The organism is Sulfitobacter sp. G21635-S1 (genome assembly GCF_027213915.1).
Taxonomy (GTDB): Bacteria; Pseudomonadota; Alphaproteobacteria; order Rhodobacterales; family Rhodobacteraceae; genus Sulfitobacter.
Window position 1 is genome coordinate 40,345 of sequence record NZ_JAPWGV010000013.1, and the last position, 16,830, is coordinate 57,174.

Genomic DNA, 16,830 nt, shown 5'->3' on the forward strand with positions numbered 1-16,830 from the left:
AACCGCCTTTGCCCAACATGTCACGAAACAGGTCAGCGTCGCGCCGTCTTGCTTTCGGGCAGGATCGTTACCGCGCCGGGCGGTCCATCCTCTGCGCAGCGTTCGATGACAGCCTGCAAAATCACGCGGGCGCGTGACACCAGGTCGCTGTCGTGCTCTCCGCTGCGCCAGGCAAGATCGCGATACAGCAGTGGCTGCCCCACCTTCTCGAATGCCCATGTCCCGGCGGCCAGTTCGGATGTGAAGGCCGAATAGGGCCCCAGGGTGCAGGCCCGTCCCTTGTCCACCAACCTTTTGATGCTGCCGATGGAGGCCAGCTTCATGTCGATGTGGGCGGGACGGCCCAGTGAGGTCATCGCCATCTTGGCGGTCGAAAAAAACGCCTCATCGGCATCGGGCAAGGCGAAAGGCGGCGCTTGCTCGCCCACGGCATCCAGTTTCGAGCTGTGAATGGCGAAATAGAGCGGCTCCACAAAATAGGGCTCGAAGGTCAGGCCCTTTTGCGGCCTGCGCCGGGACACCACGGCAATGTCCAACTCGCCCTTGCTCAATTGCTCAAGCAGCAACCAGGAATTTTCTTCCTCGATGGTCAGGATGATATCGTCGATCTCGCGGTAGACACTGCGCACGACATCGTCCAGCAGCATCAGGCTCACGCCGGGGGGCATGCCGATGCGCAGGTTGCGGCCATCGGCTTCCTCCTCCTGCGGGAGATCGCGCAGGTCGTCCAGCTGCCGGATGATCGACGCGGCCCGCTTCAGCAGCGTTTTGCCGGCTGGTGTCAGGTCCACGCCCCTGGTCGACCGGATGAACAGATCGCAGCCAAGGTCGTATTCCAATTGGCTCATCCGGCGGCTCAGCGCTGGCTGGGCGATGTTGCGGTGTTCCGACGCCTTGTTGATGCTCCGAAAGGCGGCGACATCCATGAAGTATTGAAGCTGGTTCCGGTCAATGCCCAAGGTGATGGTCCTTTCGGCGAAGAAAGCCTGCCTTGATACATACTATGACTGCCGCACCTGTTTCCAGAGTGTCAGGAGCCTAGTTCCTTGATGCAGTCTTTCGCGAATTGTGCGTAAGCCACCGACAGCCCGTCGCGGACGTCGCCGCGAATGCGCGCCAGTGTTGCCGCATCCGGTTCTGCTGTGGTCGGCACGTCCTTGGTCACGGAAAAATCGAACCCCGTCGCGTCCCTGATGGCCGCAACCGTCTGGCCGGGGTGGACGGAGGCTAATTCGAACCCTCCTGTCGCTGGATCGAACCGGAACAGGCAAAGGTCGGTCAGCAGCCATCTTGGCCCGCCCTGGCGAAAGGCACCTTCGGGTGCCTCGGGCGAGGCGGAGCGGAAATCGACCTCTTGCACCAGGCTGCGTCTGGAATGCGACGGGAAGAACAGGACGATGTTCGGGATCAGGTAATAAAGGCCCGCCGCGCCGAACGACCCGGTAAAGCGTTTCTTGGGGCGTTTCGGGTCACCGATCGAGACAAGATTGATGTTCGCCTGTCCGTCGACCTGGACACCGCCAAAGACAAAAGTGTCGAGCCGCCCCTGCGCGGCCATGTCGAAAGGTTCCACGCCGCCGTCGACAAAGGGCGTGCGGTCCGGGTCGCCGTGAATTGACACGAAAAATCCCGGTTGCTGATGTTCGTGCAAAAGCCCCGCAGCGGCGGGGATCGGTGAATTGACGCCGGAGACCATGAAGCGCCCCTCGCCGAAAAGCCCCGACATTGTGGCGATCAGAAATTCTTCTCTGGTGTATTCACGCATCATGCTGCCCCATCGGGTCCGAGGAAGTCGGCCAGCCAGCCATCGAAACCTTCGCGGGTCTTCGCGGCGTTGGCGTAGCTGTCGAGCATGGCATCATCGGGCCCGTAGTCCGGCGGCAGGGCGGTTGGTGCCGCGCCGCGCGGGGCCAGCGCGATCAGGTCAATATAAGGCGCGGTCAGCAGCCCGGGGGCCATGGCACTGTCTTTGACCAGGTTGCCGGGGTGGATCTTTTCCACCGTCACAAGAACCTGTTTTGCGGCGCGGGCCATGGTCTTGAGCTCGCGCCGGTTGCCGACCCAGACATTGCCCGCCTCATCTGCCAATGGCGCGTGCAAGGCGGTCACATCCGGCAGGATGGCCGGGACAACCACGACCGGGTCATGCGGGGGAAAGGGATTGTCGATGAAGGTCCAGTCACTGCGGTTCTTCAGCATGTCGGATCCGAAGACACCGCGTACTGCCATGAAAGGAAGACGTTTTTCCCCGGCAACAAATCCTGCATGTGTGGCGGGGCAGGTGCTGTCGATCATCTCGATCTCGCCCGCCTCGACGGCGGCGCAGAACCGTGGCGCCAGACCGCGCGGGCCTAGGCTGACCCCGGCGGCCTCGACCGATGCAACGCAGCCGGCACCAACAAGCAGGTCGATGGCAAAGCCCCCGGTCGGTCCACCGACAAGGCGCAGATCGCGCGCGCCGCGCGCGATCAGGGCACGCACGACGGCCACCGGAACGCCGGAGTTTTCGCTGGGAAGCGCCAGCCGCGCGCCGTCTTTGATCTGTTCTGCCAGCAAGGTGACATTTGTGTCTGATCGGGTCATTGGCTGACGCTCCGCTTGGGTAGAAGGCATTCATCCGGATGCAGATCGGTGATCTCGGGCAAGTCGATCAGCTCGCGGAACCGGCGGATCAATGCGTTACCTTCGGCCTTTGGCAACCGGAAGAGGCGCAGCGCCTTGTTTTCGACAGAGCGGGACAGGGCATCCATATCCGTCACCGGCTTGCCCGCATCGCCATAGGCCTTGAACACCTGCCCGTCGGTCAGGGTGACGGTCACCTCGGCGGCCTCGAACCAGAGATCCGGGTCGATGTCCACGACGACGCGGGCAGCGGTGGCCTGCAGGTCCGCGCGCGCGGTGGTCTTCACATCGAAGTTGAACGGATCAGAGGTGTCGACCCCATGCATCGCCATCGCAAGGCAGAAGGGCAGGTTGAACTTGGCCTCCAGCCCGTCCTTGGGCGGATCGGTCAGCACGATGCGGTGGCGTTCCGCCTCGATCCGGACGCGGACCTCGGCGATGGCGGAGAGGGGCAGAGCCTGCCTTGTGTTCAGTTCGTCCCAGGCCATCAGGGCAGCATGGGTCAGGAAACAGGATGCATGGACCTTGAACAGATTGCGATAGAGATGCCAGCCGCCCGTTGCCGGGACATGCGCCGCCGCGGCATCGAAACGCCCGCCAAAGGTCTCGATGAAGCCTTTGCCGCGCTCGATGATCTCTGTCCGGCCGGTGATGCCTTTCGAGGCCCAGACCGCCGCCCGCAGCCCGGCCTGCGCGGCCAGCCCGACGTTCAGGCTCTTGGTCATGGAACCGTAATTGCCATGTACGCCGCCTGCCTGCGCCACGGCGAGCGCCATGGCCATCTGGGTCTGCGTTTCATCCAGCCGCAGCAGGCGGGAACAGGCGGCGGCGGCCGCAATCGCGCCCAGCGTCGTGCCCTGCCAGCCCTGCTGGAACAGCGACCCGGCGAAACCCAGGCCGAGTTTGCACATCATTTCGAACCCGGCAATGAAGGCGGTCAGCACCTCGGCGCCGGTGGCACCGATGTCCTCGCCGAGCGCCAGAAGGGCGGGGGCGATGTTGATGGTCACATGGCCCGGCACCGCGTTGTGCACATCGTCGTAATCCAGCACATGCCCCGCCGTGCCGTTGACAAGTGCGGCCAGCGAGGGCGACACGGCACCGCATTGCCCGACCAATCGGGCGCGGGGGGCGGTTGCCTCGGCCTGGGCGTCACCGGTCAGCATTGGCACGGGTTCGATGCCCGCCCCTGCCATGGTCACCGCGTACCAGTCGAGCAGCGCGAGGCTGGCGGCGCGCCGGGCGGGTTCCGGCACGTCTTCCAGCCGAAGGGCGACAACCGAGGCGGCAAGCGCCGCAGTCACGCCCTTTGAAGCCGGGGATGCGCTGTCCATTCCGCTCACCCTTCACCCGCGTCTCGCACGCGCACCAGTTTCGTCTTGTGCGACGAGCGCGGGATCGTCCCTTCGGGCACCATGGAGACCTTGGCCGGGATGCGCAGCCTGGCCTTGATCTGGTCCTCGATCTCGGAGGCGAGGCTGTCAAAGTCCGCCGCCGCGACGCCCTCTGCGGCCTCGACCGTGACGGCCACCGGCGGCACCACGCGCGGCGGCGGCGCATCCAGCACGATCTCAAGCTGGCCATTGGTGCGGGGCCGAAGGCTTTCGACCACCTCCTTGATCGCAGAGGGAAAAATCTTGACCCCACGCACGTTCAGCAGATCATCGGCGCGGCCCTGCACCGAATAGCGCGTGCCAAACTCGCCGCAATGCGGGCAGGTGCCCACATGCAGCGTCAGCATGTCGCCGGTGGCATAGCGCAGGCCCGGCCCGGCCTCGTAGTAAAGGCCGGAATGGATGCCTTCGCCGGTCGCGCCGTCCTTCAGCTCGATGGGTTCGCGCGTGGCCGGATCGACCAGATCGTACCGGAAGCAGTATTCATCGGCCAGAAAGTGAAGCCCGTTGTGATGCTCTCCGCCACATTCCAGCGCCGCGTTGCCCCATCCGCCAAGCATGGTGTCAAAGACCTTCGCGCCATAGCCCTCTTGCAGCTTCTTGCGCACCGGCGGGATCGCGGGGCCGGGTTCCCCGCCGCAAAAGACGATGTCGACGCCGAATGCGCTGGCCGGCTTACCCAGTTCTTCGGGGGCGCGGTCGATCAGATAGCTGAGGAAAGATGGCGTGCCGGCGATGACGCGCGGGCGGCAGGCGGCAAGATATTGCAGCGCGCGGCTGACGCCCGCCTCGGCCCCCAGCGGGATCGGATGCGCGCCGTAAGCTTCGAGCGATTGCATGAAGGTCGTGCCGCCCAGCCACATGCTGAGGCCAAAGAGGTGCAGCACGGTATCGCCGGGGCGCACACCTGCCTTCTTTAGCATCCGACCGACCATCTCATAGGTCATATCGAGGTCGCGGCGCGTAAAGAGGTAGAAGGTCGGCATCCCTGTCGTGCCCGAGGTGCCGGCCACATGGATGATGGATTCTTTCGGTACGCAGGTGTGAAGGCCAAAGGAATGGCCGTATTTTTCCAGGCTGGCCTGCTGCGAGGCGCGGTGGTCGGCCTTGGTCATGAAGGCGGGCAGACGCCGGAAATCGTCCATCGTCTTGATGTCTGCGCCACGGTTGATCCCGGCATCCCGCAGCTTAGGGCCGTAGAATTCATTGCCGATGCAATGGTCGATCTGGGCGGGAATGCGCGCAAGGCGGATCGCGTCGAGCGCCGCGAGATAGGCCGGAGCGTCTTCGCGTGCGATGGCATCGTCCCTTGTCGCAAGCAGTTTTTGTATGGTCATGACGGCTCTCCCTTCCATCAGTGGCAAACCGCAGGCAGCGGGATCAATGCCCGGGTGCATCTTTTCAAAACGGTTTGCTTCGTTGCGTTCTGTGTAGATTCCGATCAGAGGACCCGCGTTATACTGTCTTGATATAGGTGGGTTCCCGGCAGCTCGCGTTAAGGATGGTGGCAGAACGGCTGGCTCGTTTCAGGCGTCATGCCTGCCTGCGGGGCTTGCCAGTGATCAGACCAAAAACGTGAGGCTCCATGTCCGAAAGTCAGATGCCCGATTACCGAACCCTTCTCATCCGTTCAGGTGTCACCCTGCTGACCGAGCAGGACCTGGCGGATCTTACCCCGGGCCTGCGGGCGATCGACGGCAAGATCGAAGCGCTTCGGAAACTGGCGGCCAGGGATAAGGGTACATTCCCTGATCCGCTTGATGAGGCGGTGCGGTCCGATGGCTGAGTTCGACACGATTGCCGCCGCCGCCGCCGCGCTGAAAGCAGGCAGGATCAGCGCCGTTGAACTGGTGCAGGACAGGCTCGATTTATGTCAGCGTGTTGAACCCAAGCTGCACAGCTTCATCACCCTGGACAGGCAAGGCGCATTGAAAGCCGCCGCCGAGGCTGATGCCGCGCGGGCGGGCGGACGGGCGACACCGTTGACCGGAATACCCGTCGGGGTGAAGGATGTGATTGACGTGGCAGGCCTGCCCGCAACCGGGCACTCGCGCCTTTACGCGGAGCGGAGCGCGCAAAAGGATGCCTTTGCCGTGGCGCGGCTGCGCGCGGCTGGGGCCGTGTTCATGGGCAAGCTGGCCACCAACGAATTCGCCATCGGGCTGCATGACCCCGATACGGCGCTGGCCCCGCAACCGCGCAATCCCTGGAACCTCGCACATAGCACGGGTGGGTCGTCTTCGGGTGCGGGAACATCCGTCGCGGCGGGCCAAGTGCTGGGGGCCCTGGGCACCGATACCGGTGGCTCGATCCGGGTGCCTGCGGCCTTCAATGGGATTGCGGGGCTGAAACCCTCGCGTGGCCTGGTCAGCCGCACGGGCACCATGCCCCTGTCGGAAACGATGGATTCGCTCGGGCCGATGGCGCGCACGGTGCAGGATCTTGCCTTGCTGCTGGACGGTATCGTCGGCGCGGATCCTGCGGAAACCGCGCAGATGGTGACGCCGGCAGGTTCCTTCGATGTGGCCAGCCGCGATTGCCCGAAGGGGCTGCGCTATCTCAGGCTGCGGCGCTACGATCATCTTTTGCCGGAGGGTCAGATTGCGGCGCTCGACACTGCAGAGGCTGCGCTGGTCGCAAGTGGCGCAGAGGCGGTGGAGGTGGATCTGCCCGACCTGGACGCTATAGATGCGGTCGGCACGCTGATGGCCACCTGCGAAAGCTGGCATTACCACCGCGAAAGGCTGGCACAACAACCGGAGAAATACGGGCGCGATGCGCGGTTGAAACTGATGATCGGCGCATTGATTTCCGGAGACGACTACCTGCTGGCTTCCCGCCTGCGGCAGCGGTTCATTGCGGAATTTTCGGCCCTGTTCGCGAAGGTGGACGTGATCCTGACCCATCCCGTGCTTGGCGCCGCACCGCCCGCGCCGGATCGTCCGAAAGTCAGCTTTGCCACATGGGCCCACGCGGGGTTCAACATGCAGATCAATGTGATCGGCGTTCCGGGGCTGGTCCTGCGGACGGGCATGGACGGTGATCTGCCTGTGGGCGCGCAGCTTTGGGGCGGCCATGGACGGGACGCGCTGCTGCTTGCCGCTGGCCGGGCGATGGAGCGATATCTGGCGGACAGGGGCGACTTGCCGAATTGGCCGCAGTTCGGTGACTGAAAAAAATGGCCATGGAAGCGGGCGGTTTGGCTTCGCCAGGAACCATGGGCCGATCGGGGTCTTGAATTGAAAGGGTTTCAAATATGAGCGAGCGGATCATCAAGGTTGCCGCCGTGCAAAGCGAACCGGTCTGGTTCGACCTGGCCGGGACGACGCAGAAAACCATCCGGCTGATCGCCGAGGCGGCGGAGCAGGGCGTCCGGTTGATTGCTTTTCCCGAGTTGTGGCTGCCGGGATATCCCATTTTCCTGTGGCTGGGGGACGAAGCCTGGCAGGCCAGCCGCCGCGCGCGCTATATCGAGAATTCGGCCATGCTGAACGGACCCGAGCATCAGGCCATTGCAGCCGCCGCGCGCGCGCACGGGATCGAGGTTGTGCTGGGCCTGTCCGAACGCGACGCGGCGGGCAGGATCTACATCTCGCAATGGATCATCGACGCCGAGGGCAAGACGGTGATGACACGCCGCAAGCTGAAACCGCCAAGCCTCGAAGGCGGGTTCTTTGCTTCGGGCGACCCGGATACGAACCTCAAGGTGGTAAAGACCGCGGTGGGTACCATCGGCGCGCTCAACTGTGCCGAGCACAAGCGCCCCATGCTGCGCCACCTGATGTATTCGCAAAGCGAGGAAATTCATGTGGCCGCATGGCCGGCATTGGGGCTGGTCCCAAAGGTAGTGATCATGAATGCCAAGACCATCATGGGCACCACAAGCGCCTATGCCGCCGAAGGCGGAATGTACGTGCTGGCCCCCACGCTGGTGATCGGCGCGGATATCTTTGCCGAATTCACCGACACACCAGAACGGGCGGAGAAGATTTCGCTGGGCGGCGGTGCGACGCATATATTCGACCCCGAGGGGCAGGATGCCGTGCCGCCGCTGCCGCATGACACGGACGGTTTGCTGATTGCCGAAATCAACCTGTCCCGCCTGCGGCTCGATTATTTCGACCCCGATCCGCTGGCCCCGGTTCCGGCAGATTAGGCCGGGGGTCGATTGTTTCACCAAAGAACCACGCGGCGATGGCGCGTTGCAGCATCCAGATGTTCAGATCGTGCAGCAGGAAGCCACCATGCTGACCTGTAATTTCGCCGCAGGATACACCAGATGGTTGTCACAACACGAAAGGACGACTTATGGACAGGACATATCGGTTCACCTACCTCTTTGATCCGCTCTGCGGTTGGTGCTATGCCGCCGCACCGGCATTGGAACGGATCGCGGAGCGCCATGGCGACAGTCTGCGGTTAATGCCGACGGGCTTGTTCACCGAACTTCGCCCGGTGGCGACCATCGCAGATCATGCGCGTGCAAATGACGATCGCATCCAGGAACTGACGGGTCAGCCCTTTACCAGCGCCTATCATCAGGGCGTGATGCGCGCGCCCGGCGGCCAGTTAAGTTCGCTGCCCCTGACGCGTGCGCTTGTCGCGCTGGGTCAGATCAACCCCGCGCTGGAACCACGGTTCCTGCACGAGGCGCAAACCGCGCGCTATGTCGAGGGGCGCGATACTTCGCGTCCAGAAATCGTCGCGGGTGTTGCCCACAGCGTTGCGCAGGCTTCAGGTTTGAAGATCAATGAGGGTGATCTGCTGGTCAGGCTCACGGAGGACCAGCACCTTGCCGCCGATACAGACAGCCGCATTCTTGAAGGCCGGAAGATGATGGAAATGCTGGGCCTTCGGGGTATCCCGCAGCTTGTCGTCACCGACAGCGGCGGAACCCGCACCGTGGACAGCCAAACACTTTATGCAGGCGGCGATGCCGTTCTGCGCGCATTTGGCGATGCCGCGTAACCAGTGACGCCTCAGGTGTCCAGCGTTGCAACGGCCGCCGACCGCTTGTGCCGGAACCTTATCAAGGGGTGAACGAGGATGACCACGCAATCAGAACCCGAACGCGCAGTTAAACCCACCGTGCTGCGGGGGCTCAGGGAACGCTGCTCTGTGCTCTCACGACGGTACTGGCCCTGCTTTTGTTGCCACGCATGAAGGGGCTGGCGGCCGCGAGGATCAGCTCAGGCGGAACCGTCGCGCGCGGTGGGCAACCAGCGCGGCACTCATCGACAACAATGCGAAAAAGCACAGAAGCAGGGCAAAGGCATAGCGGACAGAGCCGTCGCAATGCCCTGTGCATTCTGCCGCGAAGGTGTTGAGGCTGCGAAAGTAGACCAATGTGCCCAGTCCGACACCCAGGCTGGCCCCGACGGTACGGCTGAGCTGCACAAAGGCGGTTGCCCGGCCCATCATGTCAGGCGGCGTATTGGCCTGTACGCTGATGTTGACCACGTTCAGCGTCGTGCCCATCCACATGCCGGCGGTCCCAAGTGCGATGGCTGTCTGCCATGCGCCAAGCCGGTCCATGAACAGGGCCAGCCCGATCATGGAACATGCAAAGACCGCGAGGCCGACGGCAGGGAAGATCATCATTCGCCCCGTTTTGCGCACCAGCAGGCCGGTCAGGATCGAACCCACCCCGACCGCGCCGAGAAAGGGCATCATCACCAGCCCGATCTGCCGCAGGTCCAGACCGTAGTAGTCGCGGAACAGGATCGGGAACAGGCTGACCACCCCCGTGAACAGCGCCCCATAGAGAAACGCGACCAACCCGCATTTCCAGACCATAGGAATGCGCACCAGCTCCAGCGGCACCAGCGCATCCTCCCTGGCCCGCATCCACAGGATCATGCCGGCAAGCGAAAGGACAAAGCCCCCGATCCAGATCAGTGCAAGGCCAATGCGATCAGGTTCGGCCAATGTTTGCGAGGCGAGGATGATGCAACAGACCGCGATGATGAGAAAGAGCGTGCCCCACCAATCGAAGTTCAGCTCAACGGGGGGGCGGGCAGGACGACTTCTCCGCCGCGCTTGCCACAGGATGGCGGCAGCCGTCAAAGCCATGGGAATGAGCGCGTAGAAAACCGATTGCCAGCCGAAGGCGGCGATCAAGAGGCTGCCGACCACCGGCCCGAAGGTGTTGGCAAAGAAGGCGACGGCCACAAGATAGCCCTGAAAGGCCGCCCGGTCGCGCGGTGGAATGCGTTGCGCGAGGAATGCCTGCGGCAACGCCAGCAACCCGCCGCCGCCCACGCCCTGGACAAACCGCGCGACCAGCAAGACGGGATAGGTCGGTGCCTGTGCGGCAAGCAGGCTGCCCGCGGCAAAGATCAGCAGGGAATAGACCAGCATCCGCATCGGCCCAAAGGAATCGCCGAGCTGACCCAGGACGATGGTCGCAACCGATGCCGGAATGAAGAAGGCCGCCAGAATCCAGACCAACCCCGTTTCGGCACCCGCCATCTGGGCGATGGTCGTGGCGGACGTGGCCATGATGGATTGTTCCAGCCCCGCGATGGCAATGGGCAGCGCGGCAAGAACGATATAGCGATAAGGGCCCACGCGTGCTGCTCTTTCCTTGTTATCCGCCGATGGCATCTCGGCATCCGCTTCATACCGTCCACCGATGGCAGCTTGCATATGCTCATCGTCGATAGCAGCCGTTAAGCCCGCCCCTTTCGGAAGGGACGGGCCGGGCTGTCAGAAAGAGTGTCCTGCGATCACAGCCTTCCCACGAGAAACAGCGAGAGCGAGGGCACAAGGATCAGCAATGCCAGCCGGAAAAGGTCGGCCAGAATGAAGGGCATCACGCCCCGGTAGATATTGACCAGACCGATGTCGGGTGCCAGCCGGTTTAGCAGGAAGACGTTCATGCCGATGGGCGGTGTCATCATTCCAAGGTTGATCAGCACCAGCATGATCACGCCCCACCAGACCGGATCGTAACCCAGCCCCGTGACCACGGGCAGGACGAAAGGCAGGGTGATCAGCATCGCTGCCATCTCGTCAAAGATCGCACCGAGGATGAGGTACAAAAGCACCAGCAAACCGATCACGGCCAACGGCGGAAAATCCATCTGCGCCAGTTGTCGCGCCAGGTCGTCAGAGACCTGGGTGAGGCCGACGAAATAGGTCATGATGGAGGCACCGATGATCGAGATATAGATCATCGCCGTGTTGGCCGCGGATTCGCGGAGCGCGCCCAGAAAGACCTCCATCGTGACCTTCGATCGCAGCAGCGAGATGACAAAGGTCAGCAGCGCCCCGACAGAGGCAGCTTCGGTCACGGTGAAGACGCCGCCATAGATACCGCCCGAAACCGTGCCGAAAAGGATCAGCGCCGGTATGCAGTTGCGCGCAGCTTCCCGCAGTTCGCTGCGCGGCGCTGGCACCGGGGTCGGCATCGCATCGGGATTGCGCCGCCCATAGATCCAGATCGCGGCCAGGTATCCCAGCACGGCGAGGATGGCGGGGATGATTACCGCTACGAAGAGGTCGAGGATAAATTGTTCGGCAATCACGCCATAGACCACAAGGATGATCGAAGGCGGCACCATGGCACCCAGAGTCCCGCCCGCAGCCACAGTGCCGGCGGCAAGGCCCGGTTCGTAGCCCCGGTCGCGCATCTGTGGCAGGGCAAGCTTGCCGAAAGTTGCCGTGGTGGCCACCGAACTCCCCGCGATGGACCCGAAAAGCCCGCAGCCGATCACCGTTGCCATGGCCACGCCGCCACGCCAGCGCCCCACAAGGGCCGAGGCCAGGCGGTAGATATCGTCAGCCAGCCCCCCGGCGTTGGCGAAACTGCCCATCAGCAGAAACAGCGGGATAACCGCGATGTCCACCGTGCCGAAGATCGACGCGGGTTCCGAGGCCAGCAGCGAAAAGGCTGCCTTGAAGTTCGCAAGCAGGCCAAAGCTGACCACGCCGACGACTGTCATCGCAATACCGACGGGAACATGAAGCATTATCAGCGCGAAGATCGCGACGAGGGAAAGCATGACAAGGATGACCGGTTCCATCAGGTTTCCTGCTTCAGCGTTTCGTGGACCGCCACGCGGTCAATGTTTCCGGTCAGAACGATCAGCAGCTGTATCGCCGTCGCCAGGCCCAGGATCGCGGATGCGGCAAACCACATCGGTGCCAGCGGCAGTTGCAGGATTTGGGTGACATCGTTGTAGCCGGCCATGCGCATGCCCTGCCGCCAGAATTGCCAGACGAAGGCCGCCAGCACGAAGAGGGTCACGATATTCCCGAACCACTCGAACCGCCTGAACCAGCGCGGCCCCAGAAATTTGCCGAAACTGTCGATCTTGATGTGATGGCCGCTGTCCACCATCAGTGGGAAAAAGCCGATCACGCCGATCGTCAGCACATAGAGAACCAGGTCGTTCGCGCCGAAGAACGGCCGGTTGATCACCGACCGCATGAAGACTTCATACAGGGTGACAACAGCCGCGACGAGGACCAGGCCCCCGGAGACATAGGCGACCAGCCTCGCCGCGTGATGCAGGCCCCGTTCGAGGAGCCTGATCATTTCCAGCCAGTCTCGCGGAAGGTCTGGACTTCAGCTTTCAGCGCCTCGACAAGGGCCGAGCCATCGGCGTTTGCCTCGATCCAGGCCTGAACCAGCGGGCCGGTGACCTCTTCCGCTTTCGCGAGATCCGCCTCCGACGGGGTGTAGACGGATTTGCCTTCGGTTGCAGCGAATTCGTCGCGCTTCGCGGCCTCGACCCGCTCCACTGTCTCGGCCCACATCTGTCCGAAATGCAGGCCGCGATGCGCATCCAGAACCGCGCGGGCCTCCTCGGGCAGGCCGTCATAGGCTTCGCGGTTCATGAACACGGCGCAGGGGCTTGCCCCCAGCGGGATCTCAAGCGCCGAGATTGCGACCTCGCTTTGCTTGAAAATGCTGGCGGGGGTGAAGCCAACCAGGTCAAAGTCAAGCTGGCCGCGCGACATCGCTTCGGCGGCAGTGGCAAAGTTGAAGCCCGAGACAGGGACCGCACCCAGTGCCTTCAGGATGTCCTGTGCCAGCGGGTTGGTGGCGGACCCGCGCAGCCCTTCGAGCGACGCGATGGTCGGCACGTCTTCCACCGACATCACGTTGGTGGGCGCAGGCGTGCACAGCAGCAGCGGCACAACATCGTCCCAGCCGCTCAGCATCTCGCGTTCGTACAGTTTCCAGTGGGCATAGGTGCCCTCGCTCGCGTTGCGGATCACCAGCGGCAAGGTTGTTACCAGGTCGTTGGGAAATTTGTTCGGCGTCAGGAACGGAAAGCCGAAGGCGATGTCGGTCACGCCGTTCTGCACCAGTTCAAGCTGGGCGCGCGGATCGCGGCCAAGCGCGCCGCCGGGGAAAAGCTCGATTTCCAGCGCGCCGTTTGAGGCGGCGTTCACTTCGTCGATCCATTGCTGGAACATCTGCGAAACCGGCGTGGTCGGGGGTTCAATGGTCGCGAACTTGAGCTGAACGGCCTCGGCCAGGGCCGATACCGGCGCAAGCACGGCGATTGCGATGGCGGTGCTGCCGAGGAATTTCTTGAAAATGCTGGTCATGGTGTTGTTCCTACTGTTGGATGTCTTGCCGGGGTGTTTCCCGGTCTGTTGTGGGAAGGATAATGATGCTTTCCATCGCCGGGACGTTATACTTTGTCTGCATAGGACCCGGGATGTTCACGCCTGCAGGATCTCGCCCAGGTGGCCTTGTCCCCACTCTGACCAGGATCCGTCGTAAAGCTGTGCCGGCCGGCCGATCCGGGCCAGGCCAAGGGCGAGAACACAGGCTGTCATGCCGGACCCGCAACTGACTATTGGTGTCGTTTCTGGCACGTCGCCGAATATGTCGTGCAACTGCCCCGACGTCGCGAAACTGCCGTCTGGCTGGGTAAGGCTGGTGAAAGGCACGCAGGTCGCGCCGCGCATATGACCGCTTTGCAAACCCGCCCGCGGTTCCGGCGCGCGCCCGTCGAACCGGTCCTGCGACCGGGCATCGAGGATGACCGGATCTTGCTGTTCGATTTCGTCGCGCAGGCTTTGACCGTCGATCACGCTTGCGGCGTTCAGGGACCAATTGCGCGGCGCGACTGGGCGCGGTTCTTCCTCCCCATTGGCCACTGCATGACCCGCCTCGGTCCAGGCTTGCAACCCGCCGTTCAGGACATAGACCTGCGAAATGCCGTAGAGCCTGAGCGTCATCCAGACACGCGGTGCGCTGAAATGGTTGGCGCTCCGGTCATAGACCACCACCGGGGTGCTGCCGTCGATGCCCAGCCGGGCCATGCCACCGGCGAAAGTATCGGGATCGGGCAGCATATGCGGCAGCCCGTTTGTCGTGCTGGCGATTTCGTCGATTTCGAACAATTGCGCGCCGGGGATATGCGCCTCAAGGTATTCGGCGCGGCTGCGTTCAGGGTCGGGCGGCAGGAAATAGGTCGCGTCCAGCACCACCGCCTGCGCCAGGTTTTCGGCAAGCCAGTTCGGGCTGACAAGAGGGTCGTAGGTCATGCGTTGCCATTCCTTTCGGGTGGGAAAATCTTCTGCGGGTTCATGAGGTCATCAGGATCGAGCGCGGCTTTGATCCGGCGCATCAGTTTCAGCGCGGGGCCGTGTTCACGTTCCATGTACTTGCGTTTGCCAAGGCCCACGCCATGTTCGCCGGTGCAGGTGCCGTCGCATTCCAGGGCGCGTTCCACCATGGCGTCATTGATACGTGCCACGGTCTCCTGCTCTTCGGCGGACTCGGGGTCGAGTGAAAAGACCACGTGGAAATTTCCGTCGCCCACATGCCCCATGATCGAGGCCGGGACCGGACAATCGGCCAGAAGCGCCTTGGCATGTTCGATGCAGCCAGGGAGGGCCGAGATCGGCACGCAGACATCGCTGGCCCAGCCCCGCGCACCCGGGCGCTGCCGCACTGTGGCGGTATAGGCCGAATGCCGCGCGGCCCAGAGGCGCGAACGGTCTTCTTCCTTCGCGGCCCAGCGGAAGTCCGACCCGCCTTGATCTTCTGCGATCTGCTGGAACATCTCGACCTGTTCACCCACGCCGGCTTCCGACCCGTGGAATTCGAGGAACAGCGTGTCGGCCTCCGCTTCTTCGAGATTGGAAAAGGCGTTCACCGCTCGGATGCAGCCCGCATCCAGATATTCCATCCGCGCGAGCGGCAGGCCGATCTGGATCGCCACGGAGGCCGCCTCGCTTGCCGACAGCGGGTCGGGAAAGGTGCAGACGGCCGAACGCACCGCTTCGGGCCGTCCATGCAGGCGCAGAGTGACCTCGGTGATGATGCCGAGCGTCCCTTCGGAGCCGGTGAAAAGATGCGTCAGGTCGTATCCGGCAGAAGACTTGCGCGCCCGGCGTGCCGTCCGCAGGATTTCACCATCCGGCATGACGACGGTGAGGCTGATCACGTTGTCCGCCATGGTGCCATACCTGACGGCGGTGGTGCCCGACGCCCGTGTGGCCGTCATTCCGCCCAGGGTGGCATTGGCGCCCGGGTCCACGGGAAAGAACAGGCCGGTCTCGCGCAGGTGTTCATTCAGCGCCTCACGCGTCACACCCGCCTCCACGGTGCAATCGAGATCGGCAGGTCGCACGTCGAGAACGCGGTTCATCAGCGACATGTCAATGCATAACCCGCCTTCGGCTGCCGATGCGTTCCCCTCCAGCGATGACCCGTTGCCATAGGCCACGATGGGCGTGCCGTAGAAGGCACAAAGATTGACGATCTGTGATACTTCCTCGGTCGACACCGGGCGCACGACGGCCTCGGGAGGCATCGGCTGGTGATGCGCTTCGGTCCCGGCATGTGCTTCCCGCTCAGCCAGGCTTTGCGAGAATCGGTCTCCCAGCATGGCGCTGAGCAACCGGGGGAGGTCTGCTGCGAGGATCAAAGCTGTTTCCTTCCGCATTCGAGGGGCTGTCGGAAGGACAGGATAAACAGGCAACCCGGAAGCCCGCATATGCCAATGGGAGATAACGGCCAGTTGGTGCCTCGGGAGCCGACCATCAGCGTCAGGAAAAATGCGCCTGCACCGTCACGGCAGCCTCAAGCCCGCCGTCGGTTGCGATGTTTGTGCCGTTGATCCAACGAGCGGCGTCGGAGCACAGGAACAGGATGGCCGGTGCAATGTCGTCGGGGGTGCCCGCGCGGCCCACGGCCTCAACGTCGGAATTCACCCGTGCGTCGCCCAGCACATCGCGGAACTGTTGCAGGATCGGCGTTTCGACCGGGCCGGGCGAGACCGCGTTCACCCGGATGCCCCGGCTCCGGAACTGCTCCTGGTACGCGGCCAGCATGGTCCAGACCAGCAGGATTTCCTTGGACACCGGATAGCCCGCGTCGTTGGGGATGTCATGCTGCGCCACGATCTCCGTCGCGTCGGGAAAGCCGGTCGTGCGGGCAATGGCCGCAGCACGCGCGCCATTCTCCCGCCAGCCGTAGCCCGCGATGGAAGCGACATTCACCACCGACCCGCCTTCGCGCAGCTTTGGTGCCAATGCCTCGCTCAGGGCGCGCAAACCGAAGAAGTTGATCGCCAGCGTGTCTGCCGCGCCGCTCTTGCCCGAGACGCCCGCGACATTGCACAGCGCATCCAGCCGGTCGGGCAGGGCGCCCGCGATGGAAGCCACGCCCTCAGCGGTCGAGAGGTCGCCTTTCAGGAACTGGCCGAAGCTTTGCTCTGGCTTGCTGCGGTCGATGCCGATCACATTTGCACCCATCTGGCCCGCCAGCTCGGCGGTGCGGCGCCCGATGCCGCTGGCCACGCCGGTGACCACGATGGTCTTTCCAAACAGCATGAGCGCT

Annotated in this window: 16 protein-coding genes; 4 read left to right on the forward strand and 12 right to left on the reverse strand. The window is 63.4% G+C overall.

The annotated features are described in order from the left end of the window. Window positions 1-32 precede the first annotated feature (32 nt). From O4H53_RS13805 to O4H53_RS13825, 5 genes are all read right to left on the reverse strand, one after another. Window positions 33-959: a LysR family transcriptional regulator gene (locus O4H53_RS13805; protein WP_269364550.1), complete on the reverse strand. Its 927-nt coding sequence runs from the start codon at window positions 957-959 to the stop codon at window positions 33-35. Between the two features lie 71 nt (window positions 960-1,030). Continuing rightward, window positions 1,031-1,765 (reverse strand): CoA-transferase, encoded by a 735-nt coding sequence (locus O4H53_RS13810; RefSeq protein ID WP_269364552.1) that lies wholly within the window; start codon window positions 1,763-1,765, stop codon window positions 1,031-1,033. Continuing rightward, on the reverse strand, window positions 1,765-2,583 hold the full coding sequence (locus O4H53_RS13815) for a CoA transferase subunit A (RefSeq protein WP_269364554.1): 819 nt from the start codon (window positions 2,581-2,583) through the stop codon (window positions 1,765-1,767). Before O4H53_RS13815 ends, O4H53_RS13810 begins: the two co-directional genes overlap by 1 nt. Next, complete coding sequence (locus O4H53_RS13820; protein ID WP_269364556.1) at window positions 2,580-3,956, reverse strand: MmgE/PrpD family protein; 1,377 nt, start codon at window positions 3,954-3,956, stop codon at window positions 2,580-2,582. Before O4H53_RS13820 ends, O4H53_RS13815 begins: the two co-directional genes overlap by 4 nt. Before the next feature lie 5 nt (window positions 3,957-3,961). Then, entirely contained in the window at window positions 3,962-5,353 is a 1,392-nt protein-coding gene (locus O4H53_RS13825) for a phenylacetate--CoA ligase family protein (protein WP_269364558.1), read from the reverse strand. Between the two features lie 248 nt (window positions 5,354-5,601). On the opposite strand from O4H53_RS13825, the gene O4H53_RS13830 reads away from it, so the two are divergent. The 4 genes from O4H53_RS13830 to O4H53_RS13845 all read left to right on the forward strand — a co-directional run bounded on the left by O4H53_RS13830 (window position 5,602) and on the right by O4H53_RS13845 (window position 8,984). Further along, a complete protein-coding gene (locus tag O4H53_RS13830) occupies window positions 5,602-5,802 on the forward strand; it encodes a hypothetical protein (protein ID WP_269364559.1) in 201 nt (66 codons plus the stop codon). After that, entirely contained in the window at window positions 5,795-7,189 is a 1,395-nt protein-coding gene (locus O4H53_RS13835; RefSeq protein WP_269364560.1) for an amidase, read from the forward strand. The genes O4H53_RS13830 and O4H53_RS13835 overlap by 8 nt, the downstream gene beginning before the upstream one ends. A gap of 83 nt (window positions 7,190-7,272) precedes the next feature. Continuing rightward, on the forward strand, window positions 7,273-8,172 hold the full coding sequence (locus tag O4H53_RS13840) for a nitrilase-related carbon-nitrogen hydrolase (protein ID WP_269364561.1): 900 nt from the start codon (window positions 7,273-7,275) through the stop codon (window positions 8,170-8,172). A gap of 152 nt (window positions 8,173-8,324) precedes the next feature. Further along, complete coding sequence (locus tag O4H53_RS13845) at window positions 8,325-8,984, forward strand: DsbA family protein (RefSeq protein ID WP_269364562.1); 660 nt, start codon at window positions 8,325-8,327, stop codon at window positions 8,982-8,984. Window positions 8,985-9,200: 216 nt separating this feature from the next. Here the strand turns inward: O4H53_RS13845 and O4H53_RS13850 are convergent, their stop codons facing one another. From O4H53_RS13850 to O4H53_RS13880, 7 genes are all read right to left on the reverse strand, one after another. Continuing rightward, the gene (locus tag O4H53_RS13850) at window positions 9,201-10,664 is read right to left on the reverse strand and encodes an MFS transporter (RefSeq protein WP_269364564.1); all 1,464 of its coding nucleotides are present in this window, start codon (window positions 10,662-10,664) and stop codon (window positions 9,201-9,203) included. Window positions 10,665-10,744: 80 nt separating this feature from the next. Beyond that, window positions 10,745-12,043 carry a TRAP transporter large permease gene (locus O4H53_RS13855; RefSeq protein ID WP_269364566.1) on the reverse strand — a complete coding sequence of 433 codons (1,299 nt, stop codon included), beginning with the start codon at window positions 12,041-12,043 and terminating at the stop codon, window positions 10,745-10,747. Continuing rightward, window positions 12,043-12,558 carry a TRAP transporter small permease gene (locus tag O4H53_RS13860; protein ID WP_269364568.1) on the reverse strand — a complete coding sequence of 172 codons (516 nt, stop codon included), beginning with the start codon at window positions 12,556-12,558 and terminating at the stop codon, window positions 12,043-12,045. The genes O4H53_RS13855 and O4H53_RS13860 overlap by 1 nt, the downstream gene beginning before the upstream one ends. Further along, window positions 12,555-13,580: a TRAP transporter substrate-binding protein DctP gene (gene dctP, locus O4H53_RS13865; RefSeq protein ID WP_269364570.1), complete on the reverse strand. Its 1,026-nt coding sequence runs from the start codon at window positions 13,578-13,580 to the stop codon at window positions 12,555-12,557. The genes O4H53_RS13860 and dctP overlap by 4 nt, the downstream gene beginning before the upstream one ends. 117 nt (window positions 13,581-13,697) lie before the next feature. Continuing rightward, window positions 13,698-14,528, reverse strand: a complete 831-nt coding sequence (locus O4H53_RS13870; RefSeq protein WP_269364573.1) for a sulfurtransferase — start codon at window positions 14,526-14,528, stop codon at window positions 13,698-13,700. Next, window positions 14,525-15,934, reverse strand: coding sequence for an FAD-binding oxidoreductase (locus tag O4H53_RS13875; protein ID WP_443069605.1), 1,410 nt, complete (start codon window positions 15,932-15,934; stop codon window positions 14,525-14,527). The genes O4H53_RS13870 and O4H53_RS13875 overlap by 4 nt, the downstream gene beginning before the upstream one ends. Before the next feature lie 103 nt (window positions 15,935-16,037). Beyond that, window positions 16,038-16,823: a coniferyl-alcohol dehydrogenase gene (locus O4H53_RS13880; RefSeq protein ID WP_269364574.1), complete on the reverse strand. Its 786-nt coding sequence runs from the start codon at window positions 16,821-16,823 to the stop codon at window positions 16,038-16,040. Window positions 16,824-16,830 lie beyond the last annotated feature (7 nt).

Bases quoted from the DNA above. Each gene is read 5' to 3' on its own strand.
- O4H53_RS13810 (WP_269364552.1), bottom strand. From the start codon at position 1,765: ATGCGTGAATACACCAGAGAAGAATTTCTGATCGCCACAATGTCGGGG.
- O4H53_RS13815 (WP_269364554.1), bottom strand. From the start codon at position 2,583: ATGACCCGATCAGACACAAATGTCACCTTGCTGGCAGAACAGATCAAA.
- O4H53_RS13820 (WP_269364556.1), bottom strand. From the start codon at position 3,956: ATGGACAGCGCATCCCCGGCTTCAAAGGGCGTGACTGCGGCGCTTGCC.
- O4H53_RS13825 (WP_269364558.1), bottom strand. From the start codon at position 5,353: ATGACCATACAAAAACTGCTTGCGACAAGGGACGATGCCATCGCACGC.
- O4H53_RS13830 (WP_269364559.1), top strand. From the start codon at position 5,602: ATGTCCGAAAGTCAGATGCCCGATTACCGAACCCTTCTCATCCGTTCA.
- O4H53_RS13835 (WP_269364560.1), top strand. From the start codon at position 5,795: ATGGCTGAGTTCGACACGATTGCCGCCGCCGCCGCCGCGCTGAAAGCA.
- O4H53_RS13840 (WP_269364561.1), top strand. From the start codon at position 7,273: ATGAGCGAGCGGATCATCAAGGTTGCCGCCGTGCAAAGCGAACCGGTC.
- O4H53_RS13845 (WP_269364562.1), top strand. From the start codon at position 8,325: ATGGACAGGACATATCGGTTCACCTACCTCTTTGATCCGCTCTGCGGT.
- O4H53_RS13850 (WP_269364564.1), bottom strand. From the start codon at position 10,664: ATGCAAGCTGCCATCGGTGGACGGTATGAAGCGGATGCCGAGATGCCA.
- O4H53_RS13855 (WP_269364566.1), bottom strand. From the start codon at position 12,043: ATGGAACCGGTCATCCTTGTCATGCTTTCCCTCGTCGCGATCTTCGCG.
- O4H53_RS13860 (WP_269364568.1), bottom strand. From the start codon at position 12,558: ATGATCAGGCTCCTCGAACGGGGCCTGCATCACGCGGCGAGGCTGGTC.
- dctP (WP_269364570.1), bottom strand. From the start codon at position 13,580: ATGACCAGCATTTTCAAGAAATTCCTCGGCAGCACCGCCATCGCAATC.
- O4H53_RS13870 (WP_269364573.1), bottom strand. From the start codon at position 14,528: ATGACCTACGACCCTCTTGTCAGCCCGAACTGGCTTGCCGAAAACCTG.
- O4H53_RS13875 (WP_443069605.1), bottom strand. From the start codon at position 15,934: ATGCGGAAGGAAACAGCTTTGATCCTCGCAGCAGACCTCCCCCGGTTG.
- O4H53_RS13880 (WP_269364574.1), bottom strand. From the start codon at position 16,823: ATGCTGTTTGGAAAGACCATCGTGGTCACCGGCGTGGCCAGCGGCATC.